Source organism: Halomonas cibimaris, from assembly GCF_039537045.1.
Lineage (GTDB): Bacteria > Pseudomonadota > Gammaproteobacteria > Pseudomonadales > Halomonadaceae > Vreelandella > Vreelandella cibimaris.
The window spans coordinates 78,571-95,401 of sequence record NZ_BAAAZT010000077.1 but is presented as its reverse complement, the minus strand read 5'-3'; the positions used below and the strand labels follow the sequence as shown (position 1 = coordinate 95,401).

Annotated in this window: 16 protein-coding genes; 4 read left to right on the top strand and 12 right to left on the bottom strand. The window is 66.8% G+C overall.

The window, feature by feature from the left end; genetic code table 11:
* Positions 1–10 precede the first annotated feature (10 nt).
* Positions 11–775, top strand: coding sequence for an SIR2 family NAD-dependent protein deacylase (locus ABD654_RS11545; RefSeq protein WP_344705033.1), 765 nt, complete (start codon positions 11–13; stop codon positions 773–775).
* Here ABD654_RS11545 and bioA read toward each other — a convergent pair.
* The 6 genes from bioA to bioB all read right to left on the bottom strand — a co-directional run bounded on the left by bioA (position 717) and on the right by bioB (position 6,533).
* Positions 717–2,021, bottom strand: a complete 1,305-nt coding sequence (gene bioA, locus ABD654_RS11540; protein WP_344705032.1) for an adenosylmethionine--8-amino-7-oxononanoate transaminase — start codon at positions 2,019–2,021, stop codon at positions 717–719. The genes ABD654_RS11545 and bioA overlap by 59 nt on opposite strands.
* Entirely contained in the window at positions 2,018–2,725 is a 708-nt protein-coding gene (gene bioD, locus ABD654_RS11535) for a dethiobiotin synthase (RefSeq protein WP_344705031.1), read from the bottom strand. Before bioD ends, bioA begins: the two co-directional genes overlap by 4 nt.
* A complete protein-coding gene (locus ABD654_RS11530; protein WP_344705030.1) occupies positions 2,722–3,540 on the bottom strand; it encodes a methyltransferase domain-containing protein in 819 nt (272 codons plus the stop codon). The genes bioD and ABD654_RS11530 overlap by 4 nt, the downstream gene beginning before the upstream one ends.
* Positions 3,537–4,289 carry an alpha/beta fold hydrolase gene (locus ABD654_RS11525; protein ID WP_344705029.1) on the bottom strand — a complete coding sequence of 251 codons (753 nt, stop codon included), beginning with the start codon at positions 4,287–4,289 and terminating at the stop codon, positions 3,537–3,539. Before ABD654_RS11525 ends, ABD654_RS11530 begins: the two co-directional genes overlap by 4 nt.
* Positions 4,286–5,368: an 8-amino-7-oxononanoate synthase gene (gene bioF / locus ABD654_RS11520; protein WP_344705159.1), complete on the bottom strand. Its 1,083-nt coding sequence runs from the start codon at positions 5,366–5,368 to the stop codon at positions 4,286–4,288. The genes ABD654_RS11525 and bioF overlap by 4 nt, the downstream gene beginning before the upstream one ends.
* Before the next feature lie 106 nt (positions 5,369–5,474).
* Positions 5,475–6,533, bottom strand: a complete 1,059-nt coding sequence (gene bioB, locus ABD654_RS11515; protein ID WP_344705028.1) for a biotin synthase BioB — start codon at positions 6,531–6,533, stop codon at positions 5,475–5,477.
* A 154-nt stretch (positions 6,534–6,687) separates the two neighbouring features.
* On the opposite strand from bioB, the gene ABD654_RS11510 reads away from it, so the two are divergent.
* Positions 6,688–7,443 (top strand): tRNA-uridine aminocarboxypropyltransferase, encoded by a 756-nt coding sequence (locus tag ABD654_RS11510; RefSeq protein WP_344705027.1) that lies wholly within the window; start codon positions 6,688–6,690, stop codon positions 7,441–7,443.
* The gene (locus tag ABD654_RS11505) at positions 7,430–8,374 is read left to right on the top strand and encodes a bile acid:sodium symporter family protein (RefSeq protein ID WP_344705026.1); all 945 of its coding nucleotides are present in this window, start codon (positions 7,430–7,432) and stop codon (positions 8,372–8,374) included. Before ABD654_RS11510 ends, ABD654_RS11505 begins: the two co-directional genes overlap by 14 nt.
* 15 nt (positions 8,375–8,389) lie before the next feature.
* Here the strand turns inward: ABD654_RS11505 and ABD654_RS11500 are convergent, their stop codons facing one another.
* The 6 genes from ABD654_RS11500 to def form a co-directional block, all read right to left on the bottom strand.
* A complete protein-coding gene (locus ABD654_RS11500) occupies positions 8,390–9,625 on the bottom strand; it encodes a TraB/GumN family protein (RefSeq protein ID WP_344705025.1) in 1,236 nt (411 codons plus the stop codon).
* 36 nt (positions 9,626–9,661) lie between these two features.
* A complete protein-coding gene (locus ABD654_RS11495) occupies positions 9,662–11,110 on the bottom strand; it encodes a TrkH family potassium uptake protein (protein ID WP_344705024.1) in 1,449 nt (482 codons plus the stop codon).
* A gap of 57 nt (positions 11,111–11,167) precedes the next feature.
* Positions 11,168–12,541 (bottom strand): Trk system potassium transporter TrkA, encoded by a 1,374-nt coding sequence (gene trkA / locus ABD654_RS11490; RefSeq protein WP_344705023.1) that lies wholly within the window; start codon positions 12,539–12,541, stop codon positions 11,168–11,170.
* Between the two features lie 4 nt (positions 12,542–12,545).
* Entirely contained in the window at positions 12,546–13,922 is a 1,377-nt protein-coding gene (rsmB, locus tag ABD654_RS11485) for a 16S rRNA (cytosine(967)-C(5))-methyltransferase RsmB (RefSeq protein ID WP_344705022.1), read from the bottom strand.
* Between the two features lie 37 nt (positions 13,923–13,959).
* Positions 13,960–14,952, bottom strand: coding sequence for a methionyl-tRNA formyltransferase (fmt, locus tag ABD654_RS11480; protein WP_344705021.1), 993 nt, complete (start codon positions 14,950–14,952; stop codon positions 13,960–13,962).
* A gap of 118 nt (positions 14,953–15,070) precedes the next feature.
* Entirely contained in the window at positions 15,071–15,583 is a 513-nt protein-coding gene (gene def / locus ABD654_RS11475; RefSeq protein WP_344705020.1) for a peptide deformylase, read from the bottom strand.
* 160 nt (positions 15,584–15,743) lie between these two features.
* Between def and ABD654_RS11470 the strand changes: the two genes are divergently transcribed.
* Positions 15,744–16,820 carry a LysM peptidoglycan-binding domain-containing protein gene (locus ABD654_RS11470; RefSeq protein ID WP_344705019.1) on the top strand — a complete coding sequence of 359 codons (1,077 nt, stop codon included), beginning with the start codon at positions 15,744–15,746 and terminating at the stop codon, positions 16,818–16,820.
* Positions 16,821–16,831 lie beyond the last annotated feature (11 nt).

Here is a 16,831-nt window from a genome sequence, read left to right as displayed (position 1 = left end):
GAGGCAGCCTATGACAGCGCCGCATCTGGTGGTATTGAGCGGGTCCGGCATCAGCGTGGAAAGCGGCATCGAGACCTTTCGCGCAAGCGACGGCCTGTGGGAAAACCACGCCGTGGAAGACGTGGCAACGCCGGAAGCGTTTGCCCGAGACCCGGAGACGGTGCTTGCGTTTTACAACCGCCGCCGGGAGCAAATGCGCGCCGCTCGGCCCAACGCCGCCCACCGGGCGATTGCCGAGCTGGAAACGGCAGGCTTTCGCGTCAGCGTGATTACCCAAAACATTGACGATTTGCACGAGCGCGCCGGCTCTAAAAGCGTGTTGCACCTGCACGGCGAGCTGATTAACGCCCGCTCCAGCGTGGACGAGCGCATGCGCTACCCGCTCGCCAAGGGCGGTATTGCCCTGGGAGATCTGTGCGACAAGGGCAGCCAGCTGCGCCCGGACGTGGTGTGGTTCGGCGAGGCCGTGCCGCTGTTCGGCGAGGCCTGCGCGCTGGTGGAAGCGGCCGATTTTCTGCTGGTGGTGGGTACGTCGCTGGCGGTGGTGCCGGCAGCGACGCTTTTGCACTATCTGCCCACGGATGCCGCCTGCGCGCTGGTGGACCCCAACGCCGCCGCGCTGTGCCCGCCCGGCGTGCAGCCGATCAGCGCCCCCGCCGGGGAGGGCGTGCCGGCGCTTGCCGAGCAGTGGCGCAAGGCCGGCGAGCTTTTGCCGTTCAGCGGTGATCTTCCATCCGGCGCTTTTCTAAAAACCACGCCTTCATCACGTCAGTGATGATGACCATTTCGGCCTCGGCGGTGATGTAGGCGGGCATGGTGTAGAGGTAGCGGTTAAACGCCCGCAGCCACACGCCCCGAGCCCGGGCGAAGTCGCGCAGGCCGTCGAGATCGGCGGCGTTGTGGACTTCGATTACCGCGGCCGCGCCCAGCACGCGCACGCCCGCCACCGCGGGGTGGGCGGCAAGCTCGGCGTCCTCGCACAGCTCTCGGGTCAGCACCCGGCTGAGCCGGGCGATCTTTTCCAGATAGTTCTCTTCTTCAAACACCGCCAGGCTCTCCAGCGCCACCCGGCAGGCCAGCGGGTTGCCCATGAAGGTCGGCCCGTGCATAAAGGCGTGGAGGTCGCTTTCGCCCTTGAAGGCGTCGTGGACCCGGTCGGTGGCAAGGGTTGCGGCGTGGCCGAGATAGCCGCCGGTGAGCCCCTTGGACAGCACCATGATATCCGGCGTCACCTCGGCGTGGTCGGCGGCAAACATCTTGCCGGTGCGGCCAAAGCCCGTGGCCACCTCGTCAAACACCAGCAGCACGTTGAACGCGTCGCACAGCTTGCGCGCGCCGCGCAGGTAGTGGGGTGAGGTCATGTTGAGCCCGCCGGCGGCCTGCAATAAGGGCTCCATCAGTAGCGCAGCGATCTCGTGGTGATGGCGCTCAAGCACCTCGCGCAGCGCGGCCAGGTCGCTCTCGACGTCTTCGGGGGCGGCGTCAAAGGGGGCCGTGGGCGCCGGGGCAAAGTGGTGCTGGGGCAAAAGTGGGCTGAACAGCCTGTGCATGCCGTTGTCCGGGTCGCACACCGCCATGCAACCGCCGGTATCGCCGTGGTAGCCGCGCTTGAGCGCGAGCATGCGGGTTTTCTCGGGGCTGCCGGTGAGGATGTGGTACTGCAGCGCCATTTTCATCGCCACTTCCATGCCCACCGAGCCGCTGTCGATAAAAAACACGTGGTTGAGCCCTTCGGGCGTGACGCGCACCAGCGCCCGGGCAAGCCGTTCGGCGGGGGCGTGGGTCAGCCCTGCGAGCATCACGTGGCTTAACGTATCGGCCTGCTCGGCGATGGCGCGCACCAGGCGCGGGTGGCGGTAGCCGTGGATCATGCACCACCAGGAGCAGCAGGCGTCCAGCAGCCGCTCACCGCCGTCGAGCTCAAAATAAACGCCGTCGCCGCCGATGACCTTGGGCACGGCGGGGTCCTGCTCGGCGCGCGGGTTCAGGCGCTGGTAGGGATGCCAGACGGGGGAGGTCATGCGGGCTCCTTCAGGGACAGACGAGAAAGGCTGAGGTAGTGAGACGCGGCCTCGGCGCCGGGGGCGTCAAGGTGTGGAATCACGCCGAGACAGGGCGCGCCGAGCTTGGCTTCCAAAAGCTCAAGGTTGGCGCGAAAGCGCGGGGTGTCGGCGGCAAAGTCGGCGTCCACCACGCTGCCTACCCAGCCGGCAAGGCGCAGGCCGTCGGCGGCGATGGCCTCGGCGGTAAGCCGTGCGTGGTTCAGGCAGCCAAGCGTCAGCCCCACGGTGAGGATCACCGGAATCTCCAGCCGCGCGGCCAGGTCGGCAAAGTCCTCGGCCTCGTTGAGCGGCACCCGCCAGCCGCCCGCACCTTCGATCAGGCAGAGATCTCGCGGGTAGCGATCAAGGGTGGCGTGTATGCCGTTGGCGAGGCCGCCGGCGCTTAACGTGCATCCGGCTTCAAACGCCGCCAGATGCGGAGCGATGGCCGGGGTGAAGGCGTGGGGGTTGACGGTGTCGTAGCTCACTCCAGGCACGCTTTGAGCCTGTAGGGCCAGCGCGTCGGCGTTGCGCAGCCCGCTCGGGGTGGCGTCGCTGCCCGAGGCCACGGGCTTGAGCCCCAGCGTGCTCAAGCCTTGCCGGCGGGCGGCGTACAGCAGGGCGCTAGTTACCAGCGTTTTGCCGGCGTCGGTGTGGGTGCCGGTCACAAAGTAGGCGTTCACGGGCGCTCCAGGGTCAGCGTTAAACAGCGGTAGCTCACGGGCAGCCCGTCAGGCGTGCGCCGCTGCTCCATGCGTTGGGCGGCCGCCTTGAGATCGCGGCGGGTCAGCCCCACGCCTTGCGGGCGGGCGATTTGCGCGCCCACGCCCTTGATCGAGGCCATCACCGCGGCCATGTCGGGGTAGTAAAAGCGCTCAAGGTGAGTGCGCTCGCCGGTCACTCTGAGCCCTGCGGCGTCGGCGGCGCGGCGGTGGTCGGCCCGGCTTGAGTAGGTCAGCAGCGCCTCGGGGCGCTGAAAGGCCGCGCCGATTTCTTCAAGGGTGCCGGCCAGCAGGGTGGTGAATACCGCCCGCCCGCCGGGGGCCAGCACCCGAGCGAACTCGGCCATGACCGCGCTTATGTTCCGGCACCACTGCAGCGCCAGATTGGAAAAGATCAGATCCACGCTCCGGTCGCCCGCCGGCAGCGCCTCGGCGGAGCCTTCGCGCCATCTCACCCGCCCGCCGCGCTTTTGCGCCTCCATCAGCATGCCCGGGGCGATGTCCACGCCCATTATGCTGGCCTCGGAGTAGCGCTCGGCCAGCTTGCGCGTCCAGTCGCCGGTGGCGCAGCCCACGTCCACCACGCTTGCCGCCTTTTCAGGCAGCCGCTGCCACAGCGCCTCGCCGATATGGCGCTGGGCGCCGGCGCGGCGGTCGTAGTGGGCAGCGGCCCGGGAAAACGCCCGGGCCACCCGGGCCTGCCAGTCGCTTTGCTCGTTACGGCAGGTATCGTCGCGGATGTGGTTATCGACATCGCTTAGCGCAAGGGACCTCATACCACCTCCGCCGGCCGGGTTATATCGGAGGCGATGCGCACAAGCGCCTCCGCCAGCGCAGCGGGACGGGACACCATGGGGCAGTGGCCGGCGTGTGCCAGCCGCTCGTTTAATGCCGCCTCACCAGCGGGCGGCCTGCTGATAAAGGGGTCGTTTTCCCCTGATAACATCGCCACGGGGCAGGGCAGCGCGTTTAGCCGCTCGCGGTTATCCAGCGTTTTCAGAAAGCCAAGCCCGGCGGCAAGGGTTGGGGTATCCGCCGGCGGGGTTTTGCCCAAAAGCGCGTGCAACCGCTTCAGCGCTTCTCGGGGCTCGGGCTCGCCGCTGCTTTGCCAGCGCAGAAAGTGCCGCCAGGCGACAGCGGGGCTGCGTTCAAAAGCGAAGGTAAACTCGGCAAGGGCTTTTGGGGTAACGCCGTTAGGCCAGCAGAACCGCGCGCCGGCGCTCAGCAGAATAATCCCCCGGGGCGGCGGCAGGTGCTCGGCCATGGCCACGGCCAAAAGCCCGCCCAGCGACCAGCCCACCCACACGCTGTCCTGGGGAAGGCTCGCGGCCATGGCGCCGGCCGTGGCCGCAAGGCTTGAAGGATCAGACGTCGCAGCGCTGTCGGCACAAGAACTGTCGAAATAGCCCGGCCAGCTGGGCGCAGTAATGCGCACGCCCTCGGGCCAGTGGGGCTGCAAAGGCTGCCAGATGCGTGAATCCACGCCCCAGCCGTGGAGCAGGGTGAGGTTTACATCGTGGCTCATGGGGCATCCTCTCGCCGGCAGCGCTCAAGGCCGTCCAGCAGCCGCTCGATGTCGGCCTCCGTGTGCCGGGCGCTCAGGGTAATGCGCAGCCGCGCCTGGCCCTTTGGCACCGTGGGCGGGCGAATCGCGCCGACCGCAATGCCGCAGGCGTCCAGAGTTGCCGCCCAGCGCAGGGTGCGCGCCTCATCGCCCAGCGTCAGCGGCTGAATGGGCGTGGTAGACGCTGCCATCGGCAAATTCAAGCGCGCGGCCTCGCGACGGAAGAGCGCGACGTTATCGTCAAGGCGCGCTCTAAGCTCGGGCTCGCCGCGCACGATATTCAGCGCCTCAAGGGTGGCGGCGGTGACCGCGGGCGGCTGGGCGGTGGTGTACACGTAGCTGCGGGCGAACTGGGTAATATGCTCGATCAGCGAGGCGTCGCCGGCGACAAAGGCCCCGCCGGTGCCCAGCGCCTTGCCGAAGGTGCCCACCAGCACGGGCACGTCTTCAGCGCTCATGCCCGCCGTGCAGCCAACGCCGGTTTCCCCCAGCACGCCGACGCCGTGGGCGTCGTCGATCATCAGCAAGGCCGAGTGTCGCTTGGCGGCGGCGGCAAGCTCGGATACCTTGGCCACGTCGCCGTCCATGCTGAACACGCCGTCGCTGATGATCAGCTTGCGCGGGGCGTCGTGAGAGGCATCGCGAATGGCCTCGCTGCGAGACAGCAGCCGCTCAAGGTCTTCGCCGTCGCGGTGATGAAAGCGCCGTGAGCGCGCGCCGGCAAGGGCCGCGCCGTCGATCAGGGAGGCGTGGTTGAGCCGGTCCTGAAAAACCGCCGTGTCGCGGCCGGCCAGCGCCTGAATCACCCCCAGGTTGGCCATGTAGCCGGTGGAAAACACAAGCGCCCGCTCGCGGCCCAGCCACTCGGCAAGCTCCTGCTCCAGCACCTCATGAACGGCCAGATGCCCGCTGACCAGATGCGAGGCGGCAGCCCCCGCACCGAAGCGGCGGGCTCCCTCGGCGGCGGCTTCGCGCACTTTCGGTTCCCGGGCGAGCCCCAGGTAGTCGTTGCCGGCAAAGTCCAGCGCGGCATCAGGCATCACTCGGCGGGTGCGCCAGCGGCCGGCGGCTTTGCGCGTCTGTTTAGCGGCGGCGAGGTAGTCGTGCCACGGCTGCGGGGCGCGAGCGGGGCGTTCTGCGACGGGCTCAGGCACTGGCGTCCACCGCCAGCGCGTTGGCACGGGCCAGATGCAGCTGCCGGGCCAGACGGGCGGCCTCGTCGTCGCTTCCGCTGCGGCAGTCGGCGTCGCGGGTTTCCGGGTGCAGGCCGAGCTTTTGGAACAGCCTGCGGTCGCGGCTGGCCTCGGGGTTGTCGGTGGTCAGCAGCTTGTCGCCGTAAAAGATCGAGTTGGCTCCGGCCATAAACGCCAGCGCCTGGGTGGATTCGCTCATGTTTTCGCGACCGGCGGAAAGGCGCACGTGGCTTTGGGGCATCATGATGCGGGCGACGGCGATGGCACGGATGAACGCTAACGGGTCGAGGTCGTCGACGTTTTCCAGCGGCGTGCCCGGCACCTTGACCAGCATGTTGATGGGCACGGATTCCGGGTGCGGGTTGAGGCTTGCCAGCTGCTGGAGCAGGGCGCTTCTGTCGCGCTCGCTTTCGCCCATGCCCAGAATCCCGCCGGTGCAGACCTTCATCCCGGCGCTGCGCACGTGGTCGAGGGTTTCCAACCGCTCGCCGAAGGTGCGGGTGGTGATGATCTCGCCGTAGTATTCCGGCGAGGTGTCGAGGTTGTGGTTGTAGTAGTCGAGCCCCGCCTCGGCGAGCCGCCCGGCCTGCTCATCGCTTACGCTGCCCAGCGTCATGCAGGTCTCAAGCCCCAGCGCCTTCACCTGGCGGACCATTTCTTCCACCGCCGGCATATCGCGCTCGCGCGGGCTTTTCCACGCCGCCCCCATGCAGAATCGGCTGGCCCCGGCGTCACGGGCTTCCCGGGCCTGGCTGACGACCTTCTCCACCTCCATCAGCTTTTCCTTTTCCAGCTCGGTGTTGTAGTGGCCGGACTGGGGGCAGTACTTGCAATCCTCGGGGCAGGCCCCGGTCTTGATCGAGAGCAGCGTGGAGACCTGCACCGCGTTGGGCTCGAAGTGGGCGCGGTGGGTCTGCTGGGCGCGCAGCAGCAGGTCGTTGAACGGCAGGGCGAACAGCGCGTTGATCTCGTCAATCGACCAGTCGTGGCGCTGGGAGGCGGCGGCGGGCATGAGTAAACCTTGTGCGTATTTAAAGTTGACGGAACTTTAGCGATGTGTCGGCTTTTTTGTCAACCTGAAATGATTCGCTGGTTTACTTGGCAAGGAGAGGCCGAAGGTCGGCATCTGCTTTATACTGCGGCGCTTTAATCGCCTGGAGAACGCCATGTCAGACGCCGATGCGACGTGGGAAGAGAACCCGCCCCGGCGGGAGTTCAAGGCGCGGGGGAGCTTTGTGGTGCGCTGTGAGGGCTGCAACCTGCCCGCGCTCAACTGCCTGTGCCCCTACCGGGTGAGCGCCCAAAGCCGCGCACGGGTGTGGCTGATTACCCACCGCATGGAGCACTACAAGCCCACCAACACCGGCCGGCTGATCGGCGACGTGTTAGGCGAGACCCGGGTGTTTACCTGGCACCGCACCGAGCCCGACGCCGAGCTGTTGGCGCTTTTGCAAGACGAGCGCTACGCGCCCTTTGTGGTGTTTCCCGACGACCAGCCGGACTACGACCACGGCCGGGTGGTGGGCAACGAGGCGGTGGCCCGGGCACTTGAAGACGGCCGCGTGCCGGTGTATATCCTGCTTGACGGCACCTGGCGCCAGGCCCGGCGGATCTTTCGTAAAAGTCCCTATCTGGACGCCTTGCCGGTGCTGCCGCTGCGCACCGCGCGGCACAGCCGCTACCGGCTGCGCAAGTCGGCATCAACGGAGCATTTAAGCACCGCCGAAGTCGCCGCCGAGCTTTTGCGCCAGAACGGCGATATCGACGCGGCTGACACACTCGACGACTACTTCGAGGCGTTCAACCAAAGCTACGCCGCCAGCCGCGGCCATCGTAAAATCGAGGCGCCCAGCCCCGCCATGCAGCGGCTGCTGGCGAGGCAATATCAAGCAGAGGATGACAGCGAAAATGCAGTATTTTGAGCGCTTTAACCGGCTTTTTCCCGTATGGGCCGTGCTTTTGGCCGCTGTGGCAGCCGTGGTGCCGGGCTGGTTTACCGGGCTGGCCGATCAGATACAGCTGCTGCTGACGGTGATCATGTTCTCCATGGGGCTGACGCTGTCCGGGCGCGACTTTGCCCGGGTGGTAAAATCCCCGGCGCCGATTCTGGTGGGCGTAGCGCTGCAGTTTCTGATCATGCCGTTGGCCGCGCTGTTGATCTCGATGGCGCTTTCGCTGTCTCCGGAGCTGATGCTGGGCATGGTGCTGGTGGGCGCGACGGCCGGCGGCACCTCGTCCAACGTCATGACCTGGCTGGCCGGCGGGCACGTAGCGCTGTCGGTATCGATGACCATGGTGTCGACGCTGGTGTCGGTCGTCGCCACGCCGCTGCTGACGCTGCTGCTGGTGGGGCAGAGCGTGGACGTGCCGACCCTGGGCATGCTCGCCAGCATTGCCCAGCTGGTGGTGGTGCCGGTGGCCGTCGGGGTAGTCGTGCATCATTTTCTGGGCGAGCGAATCAAGCCGGTGGAACCCGGTCTTGCGACGCTGGCGATGCTGTCCATTGTGCTGATCATCGCCATCGTGGTGGCGCTGAACGCCGACCGCCTGCTGACGCTTGGGCCCATGGTGGCGCTGGCCGTGGTGCTGCACAACGGCGTGGGGCTGGCCGGCGGTTACGGCATGGCCAAAGCGGCGCACTTTGACGAACGCACCGCGCGCACCATCGCCTTCGAGGTTGGGTTGCAAAACTCGGGCCTGGCGGTGAGCCTGGCCAGCCAGTTCTTTACGCCGGGAGCGGCGCTGCCGGGGGCGATTTTCTCCATCTGGCACAACGTGTCGGGCTCGGTGCTTGCCGGCTGGTGGAAGCGCCGCAGCGTGCGCCATGCCCGGAGCGCCGATGCGGCGGAGTAGTGCCGGCCGTCAACCCTAGCCGAACAGCGCCTCGGCGATGCGGAAACCGGCGATCCAGGTGCCGGCGGCGGAGCCCAGGGTGGCGAATAAAAACACCAGCAGCGTGCGCGAGACGCGGTTTTTCCACCAGCCTTTCAGCCGAGTGACGTCATGGCGCAGGGTGGCAAAATCGCGCACCTTGGGCCGGCGCATGTAAAGCTCAACCCCGGCGGCGACAAAGCCCGCGCCGATGGTGGGGTTGAGCGAGGTCAGCGGGGCGGCAAAGAAGGTGGCGATGATCGTCACAGGGTGGGCAAGGGCGGCAACGGTGGCGCCGGCGGAGAGTACGCCGTTGATCAAAAACCACTCGCCGACCAGCTGCCAGCCAAGCTCGGCGTTGCGCGAAAAGCCCAGCGCAAAGCCGGCAATGACCAGCGCGGAGATCAGCCAGGGCAGCGCTTTCCAGATTTTGGACGGCGGCGGCGTGGCTTCCAGGGTTTCGCGCTCGGCGGCCGGGGTGTCCGGCAGCGGGCCTTCCAGATGCTCGCCGGTGCCCTGCAGGTGGCCGGCGCCAAGCACCGCCAGCACGTTTTTATAGCGCCCGGGCGGGGCGGTTTCGGCCAGGCGCAGGGCCATGTAGCGGTCGCGCTCGCGGATCAGCGGGGTGTACAGCGTTTCGGACTCGGCGGCAAACTCGCTGAAGGTGGCCTCCAAAACGTCGCTTTCCTTGAGCTTTTCGATGTCTTCGCCGGAAATCTTCTGGCGCGACATCACGCTGCCCAAAAGCCCGGAGAGCAAACCGAAGCGCTGCCACCAGGGCACGTTGTGATAGACCCGCTTGAGCGTGGTGCCCACGTCGCGGTCGATGAGCAAAAGCGGCAGCGCACGCTTTTCGGCCTGCTCCACCGCGGCGCGCATTTCCGCGCCGGGCTGGATGCCGGACTGATCGGCAATGCGCTGCTGAAACGCGCCCAGCGCCAGGGTGGCGGCCACCATGCCGGCCTTGCCCTGCTGAAATACCTGAAACAGATCCTGCTCGCCCATGGCGTCAGGCTGGGTCATGCTGTGGTGACGGGCGTCGCACAGCTCGACGGCTACGGCGTCAAACGTATCGGTGGCCAGCAGGGCGGCCACGTCGTCGGCGCTTTCCCGGGAGACGTGGGCGGTGCCCAGCAGCGTGTAGCGCGTGTCGCCCACGGTGATCGTCGTTAACGGCCCGCTGGTGGCGGGCAGCGCCTCGCAGGCGGGTGACACAACCGGTTGTTCACTCATGCAAGCGTCTCAATCGTCGACAAATGGAAGGCGCCGCTAGCGGCGCCAGAAAGCCGGGGTAAATAGAACAAGGACGGTAAAAATTTCCAGACGGCCCAGCAGCATGGCAAGAACCAGCACCCACTTGGCAAAATCCGGCAGGTTGCCGTAGTGGGTGCTGGCCTCGCCCAGCGCCGGGCCCAGGTTGTTAAGCGCCGAGCCCACCGTCGACCAGGCGGTGACCTGATCGACGCCGGTGGCCATAACGCCCACCATCATCAGAAAAAACAGCATCACATAGACCGAAAAAAAGCCCCACACGGCCTGGGCCACGCTGTCGGGCACGCTGACCTTGCCCACCTTGACGGCGATGACCGCGTTGGGGTGGATCAGCCGCATGATTTCGCGCATGCCCTGCTTTAAAATCAAGATGATGCGGATGACCTTCATCCCCCCGGCGGTGGAGCCCGAGCAGCCGCCGACAAAGGCGGCGACAAAGAGCAAAAACGGCAGCGCGCCCGGCCAGGTCGAAAAATCGGCGACGCCAAAGCCGGTAGTGGTGGCCACGGAAACCACCTCAAACAGCGCATGGCGCAGCCCCAGCGGGCTTTGATAGGTATGGGTCAGCCACAGAGTGACAAAGGCGACGGTGGCCAGCCCGGCCAGAAACAGCATCAAAAACCGCGCTTCAGGGTCGACAAAGTAGTGCAGCAGGCGCTTTTCCCGCCAGGCGATGAAGTGCAGGCTGAAGCTGAACGCCGAGATCAGCATAAAGCCCACGCAGATCAGCTCCACAGCGGCGCTGTCGAAAAAGCCGATGCTGGCGTCGTGGGTGGAAAACCCGCCGATGGCCACGGTGGAAAAGCTGTGGCCCAGCGCATCAAACCAGTCCATGCCCGCGGCCATGTAGGCCAGCATGCAGGCAACGGTCAGGGTGACGTAGATGTACCACAGCGCCTTGGCGGTTTCGGTGATGCGCGGGGTGAGCTTGGAGTCTTTCAGCGGGCCGGGAATCTCGGTGCGATAAAGCGCCATGCCGCCGACCCCCAGGGTGGGCAGAATGGCCACCGCCAGCACCACGATTCCCATGCCGCCCAGCCACTGCAGCTGCTGGCGATAGTAGCGGATGGATTCGGGGAGAAAATCAATGCCGGTGACCACCGTGGCCCCGGTGGTGGTCAGCCCGGAAAACGATTCGAACACCGCGTCGGTCAGCGTCAGCGCGCCTTCGCCGAACAGCATCAGCGGCAAAGAGCCGAACAGCGCCAGCACCGTCCAGAACATCGCCGCGATTAAAAAACCGTCGCGAATGCGCAGCTCCTTGCGCTCGTCGCGGTTGGGCAGGTAGAGGACAAGGCCGGTGGCGGCGGTGATGCCCACCCCTAAGCTGAAAGCATCCCACACGCCGTCGCGAAACCACAGCGACACCAGTATCGGCGGCAGCATGGTGAGGCTGAAAAGCATCAGCAAAAGCCCCAGAATACGCAAAATCACCCGCAGGCTCATGGTCGGCGTAGCTCCTTGTGACGGTGAAGGGGCAAAGGGCGGCGAGCGGGCAGCACGTTAGAAAAAGCTCAGCCCGACCTGGAACAGCCGCTCGACGTCGCGGATGCGGCGCTTGTCGATGACAAACAAAATGACGTGATCGCCGGATTCTATCACCACGTCGCGCCGGGCAATGAGCACTTTGCGCCCGCGCACCACCGCGCCGATGGTGGTGCCTTCGGGCAGGTCGATCTCGCCGATGCTGCTGCCCACCACCCGGGAGGAGTTGGCATCGCCGTGGGCGATGGCCTCGATGGCCTCGGCCGCGCCCCGGCGCAGGGAGTGGACGTTGACGATATCGCCCCGGCGCACGTGGGTGAGCAAACTGCCGATGGTGGCCTGCTGGGGAGAAATGGCGATGTCGATCTCGCCGCCCTGCACCAGATCAACGTAGGCGGCGTTGTTGATCAGGGTGAGCACTTTCTTGGCCCCCAGGCGCTTGGCCAGAAGCGACGACATGATGTTGACTTCGTCGTCGTTGGTCAGCGCGCAGAAGATATCGCAGTCTTCGATGTTTTCCTCTTCCAGCAGGCGCTTGCTGGTGGCCCCGCCGTGGAGCACCACGGTGCGGTCGAGCCGCTCGGAAAGCTGGGTGCAGCGCTTGAGGCTGTGTTCGATGATCTTGACCTGGTGGTTGTGCTCCAGGTGTTCGGCCAGGCGCTCGCCGATGTTGCCGCCGCCGGCAATGACCACCCGGCGAAAGGTGCGGTCGAGGCGGCGCAGCTCGCTCATCACCGCGCGGATATCGCGCCGGGCGGCGAGAAAGAAGACCTCGTCGTCGGCTTCGATGACGGTGTCGCCTCGGGGGATAATGGGCCGGTTGCGCCGGTAGATGGCGGCAACGCGGGTATCGACGTTGGGCATGTGGCGGCGCAGAAAGCCCAGGTTCTGGCCCACCAGCGGGCCGCCGTAAAACGCCTTGACCGCCACCAGCTGCAAAAGCCCGCCGGCAAACTCCAGCACCTGCAGCGCGCCGGGGTGTTCGATCAGCCGGCGCACGTGGTCGGTGACCACCTGCTCGGGGCTGATCAGCACGTCAATGGGAATCGCTTCGTGGGCAAAAAGCCCCTTGCGCGTCAGATAAGCGGTGGTGCGCACCCGGGCGATTTTGGTCGGGGTGCGAAACAGCGTGTGCGCTACCTGACAGGCAATCATGTTGATCTCGTCGGTGTTGGTCACCGCAATCAGCATATCGGCGTCTTCGCCGCCGGCCTCGCGCAGGGTGGTAGGGTAGGAGCCGGCCCCGACCACGGTGCGGATATCCAGCCGGGTGTGCAGCTCACGCAGCTTGTCGGCGTTGGTATCCACCACGGTGATGTCGTTTTCTTCGCGGGCCAGATGCTCGGCCAGGGTACCGCCCACCTGGCCGGCGCCGAGAATGATGATCTTCATAAGGCTAGTCCGACTCCGTCGCGGCCCGCGGGGCGTTTTCATCTGCCTGTCGCGTTTTTTCCAGCCGCGCGTAGAAAAAGCCGTCGTGGCCGTCAGGCTGGGGCAAAAGCTGCCGGCCCGGCCCGCTTGGCTGGCCCCAAGTAACGTCGTCGGGCGTGGTGATCCGGGCGCTGGGCGTGCGCTGGACAAACGCCTCAATCTGCTCGGCGTTTTCTTCCGGCAGCACCGAGCAGGTGGCGTAGAGCAGCGTGCCGCCGGGCACCAGCAGCGGCCAGAGGTTGTCCAGCAGGCGGGCCTGCAGCCGGGCCAGCTTGGCGATGTCCGACGGCCGGCGCAGGCGCTTGATGTCCGGGTGGCGGCGTATCACGCCGGTGCCTGTGCAGGGCGCGTCGAGCAAAATGGCGTCGAATTCGGCACGGCTCCAGTCGCCGCGCTGGCCGGCATCGGCGTGGTGCAGCTCGGCGTGAAGGCCCAGCCGATCCAGGGTTTGTTCCACGCGCCCGAGGCGCTCGGCGTCGCTGTCAAGCGCAGTCAGGGTGATGTCGAACTGCTCAAGCAGATGCGCGGTCTTGCCGCCGGGGGCGCTGCAGGCGTCCAGCACCCGAGCGCCCGGGCGCGGCGCCAGCGCCGGGCCCAGCAGTACCGCGCTGAGCTGGGCGGCTTCGTCCTGTACGCTTGCCTGGCCTGCGGCGAAGCCGGGCAGGGCGGTGACCTCGCAGGGGGTGTCCAGCGTGAGGCCGTCCGGGGCGTGGGCGCAGGGCCGTGCGGTCATGCCCAGATCGGCAAGCTTGGCCTGGTAGGCTTCGCGGTGGCCGTGGCGGGCGTTGATGCGCAGCGTCATCGGGCCCGGCCGGTTGTTGGCCTCGGCCAGCGCGCGCCACTGTTCAGGCCAGGCCCGGGAAAACGCTTCCAGCAGCCACTGCGGATGCGCCAGTGCTACGTTCGCAGCGCGGTCAACCCGGGTCTGAAGCGCGGCGGATTCGCGCTGCAGGCGGCGCAAACAGCCGTTGAGCACCCGGGTGGCCCAGGCCTTGCCCAGAAGCCTTGCCGCGCCGGCGGTTTCGCCCACGGCGGCGTGGGCGGGGATGCGCATGTACAAAAGCTGATAAATACCCAGCAGCAAAAGTGCCTGAACGTCCTGATCGCGCTTTTTCAGCGGCTGGCGCAAAAGCTCGGCGGCAAGGGCTTCCAGGCGCGGCAAATAGCGGCAGCTGCCAAAGCACAGCTCCTTGAGCAGCGCGCGGTCGCGCGGGGCAACGCTTGACTCGCTGAGGCCGGCAAGGGAGCCCTGATCTTTGAGAACGGGTGCCAGCGCTCGGGCCGCAGCGGCGCGAACCTGAAGGCCGGTGTCGCCGGCGGGCGTATCGCGTGGTGGGGTCATGGTGGCTCCTTTGTGCTGGCCTGGCGGGGGTGCTGAGCTAGCGTGGTTGACCGGGCGCTTCGCTGTGGCGGCCAAGGCGGGTGCCTTCGGTCAGGCGCGGGGGCTGGGCGTTGAGCAGTTCGCGTACCGCAAGCGCACGCCCGCCGGGCAGCTGGGCGCGGGTCACGCGCAGCACCTGATTGCCGCGCGCGCCGCAGGCCAGGCGCAGCGCATCGGCGTCCGGGGCCAGCAGGGTGCCCGGGGGCTGGGCCGTAGCGGCGTCTGCCTCGGCGCTGGCCATTAAAAGCCGCAGGCGAGCGTCGTCATCGTCAAGCGCACACCAGGCCACCGGCCAGGGGTTGAAGGCGCGTATTTTGGCGGCGAGCTCGGCTGCCGGGCGGTTAAAGTCCAGCTCGGCTTCGGCCTTGGAAAGCTTGTGCGCGTAGGTAACGCCCTGTTCCGGCTGGGGGGTGGCGCAGGTGCGGCCTTGCGCCATGGCGTCAAGGGTGGTTGCCAGGGTTTCAGCGCCGAGATCGGCCAGGGTCGTGTGCAGCTCGCCGCCGGTGGTGGTCGCGGTGATCGGGGTGCGCGCTTCCGCGAGCACGTCGCCGGTATCCAGCCCGGCGTCCATCTGCATGATCGACACGCCGGATTCGGCGTCTCCGGCTTCAATGGCGCGCTGGATCGGCGCGGCGCCGCGCCAGCGCGGCAAAAGCGAGGCGTGTACGTTCACACAGCCCAGCCGCGGAATATCCAGCACGGCGCGCGGCAGCAAAAGGCCGTAGGCCACCACCACCATGACGTCGGCGTCAAACGCGGCAAGGGTGGTCTGGGCCTGGGCATCGTTGAGCGTGGCGGGCTGATAGACGGGCAGGCCATATTCCAGAGCCAGCGCCTTGACCGGGCTGGGCGTTAGTTTGCGACCGCGGCCGGCGGGGCGGTCAGGCTGGGTATACACGCCGACGACCTCGTGGCGGCTTTGCTGCAGCGCCCGAAGGCTTGAGGCGGCAAAGTCTGGGGTGCCGGCAAAAACAACGCGCAGTGATGACATGGAAAAGCCCCTGAAGCGAGAAAAAATGGCGCAGCCCGGCGTCGGCCCGGCCTGACGGCGAAAGGCCGGAAAACCTGCGGCAAGCGAGGTGATCCGGCCCTGGCAAGTGCGGTGCGGCCTAGGCGTCCTGCAGCTGTTTGTGGCGTTTTTGCATTTTCTTGAGCACGCGGTCGCGCTTGAGCGGTGACAGGTAGTCAACGAACAGCACGCCTTCCAGATGATCGCATTCGTGCTGAATGCAGTGGGCCAGCAGGTCGTCGGCCTCAAGCTCGTAGGGCTCGCCTGCGCGGTCGGTGGCCTGGAGCTTGACGCGCAGGTGGCGGGGCACCTCGGCGTAGTATTCGGGAATCGACAGGCAGCCTTCAGACAGCGGCGCCTGCTCGTCGCCCAGGGGTTCGTAGGTCGGGTTGATGAGCACCAAAGGCTCGTTGCCCGACTCGCTTACGTCCATGACGATCACCCGGCGGTGATCGTCCACCTGGGTGGCGGCCAGGCCGATGCCGCGAGCGTCGTACATGGTCTCCAGCATGTTGTCGACCAGGCGGCGCACGTCGTCGTCCACGGTTTCGATCGGCGCGGCCTTGAGGCGCAGCCGATCGTCGGGATAGGTCAATATAGGTAGTTTAGCCATAGCGTTATGTGTACCGTTATGCTGATTCTGTCAGGCGTCCGGGGCGATGCGCCGCTGCTTGGCAAACGCCGACCGGGCACTTTGCTGGCGGTGATTATATCACGCCCTTATGGGCATGCCGACAGCGGACGCCGCGCGCCGCTACAGGGAGAACAGGGACATGGTAGTACATGACAGACGGCTTGGCAGGCGGGCGGCGAAAGGCGTGGCGGCCGCGCTGGCAGTACTGCTCTGGGGAGCTGCGGCCAGCGCAGACACGGTGCGCTGGCAAGAGGACGCGCCTGCGCGCTACACGGTACAAAACGGCGATACCCTGTGGGATATTGCCGAGCGCTTTTTGTCCGCCCCCTGGCAGTGGCCCAGGGTCTGGCGCCGCAATCCTCAGGTTGATAACCCCGGCCTGATCTACCCGGGCGATGTATTGTATCTGCGCGACTGCGACGGCGCGCCGTGTCTGGGCCTGGAGCGCGGCCGGCGCGTGGTCAAGCTATCGCCGCAAATGCGCACGCTGCCCCGCCGGCAAGTGGTGCCGCCGCTGCCCATGCGCGTGCTGGATGCCTTTCTGCGCGATCATCGCGTGGTCAACGCCTCGGCACCGCTGGACGAGCTGGCCTACGTTATCGGCGGTGAAGACCGGCGTTTGATCAGCGGGGCGGGAGATCAGGTTTTCGTTCGCGCCGCCGCATCGTCTCGCCTGGCCGGGCGTGAAACGGGCCAGCGGCTGGGCATCTTTCGCCCGGGGGAAACCTATCAAAGCGCCGCCGGCGAGCCTTTGGGGCAAGAGCTGAGCAGCATCGGCGAGGGTGTGCTGGTAAGCCACAGCGATGATATCGCCCGGCTGCACGTGCACCAGGCCGCCCGGGAAGTGCGCCGCGGCGATGTCGTGCTGCCGCTTGATCCTGGGCTGCCGACGGATGACATCACCCCTCGTGCGCCGCGCAGGGCCATGAACGGCCGCATCGTCGGCGTGCCCGGCGGGGTGCGTTTTATCGGCCGTTTGCAGGTGGTGGCGATTGATCTGGGCACCGAAGACGGCCTGCAGCCGGGGCACGTACTGCGCATTGCACAGCAGGGCGAGCGCGTGGCGGACCCGCGCACAGGCGAGCGAGTGCGGCTGCCCGGCGAGGTCGCCGGCTCGCTGGTTGTATTTCGCCCTTATGATCGAGTGAGCTATGCCATCGTCATGGCCGCTACCGGCACGCTGTCCGTGGGAGATAGCGTGCGTTCGCCGCGCTGATCGAGCGGCTT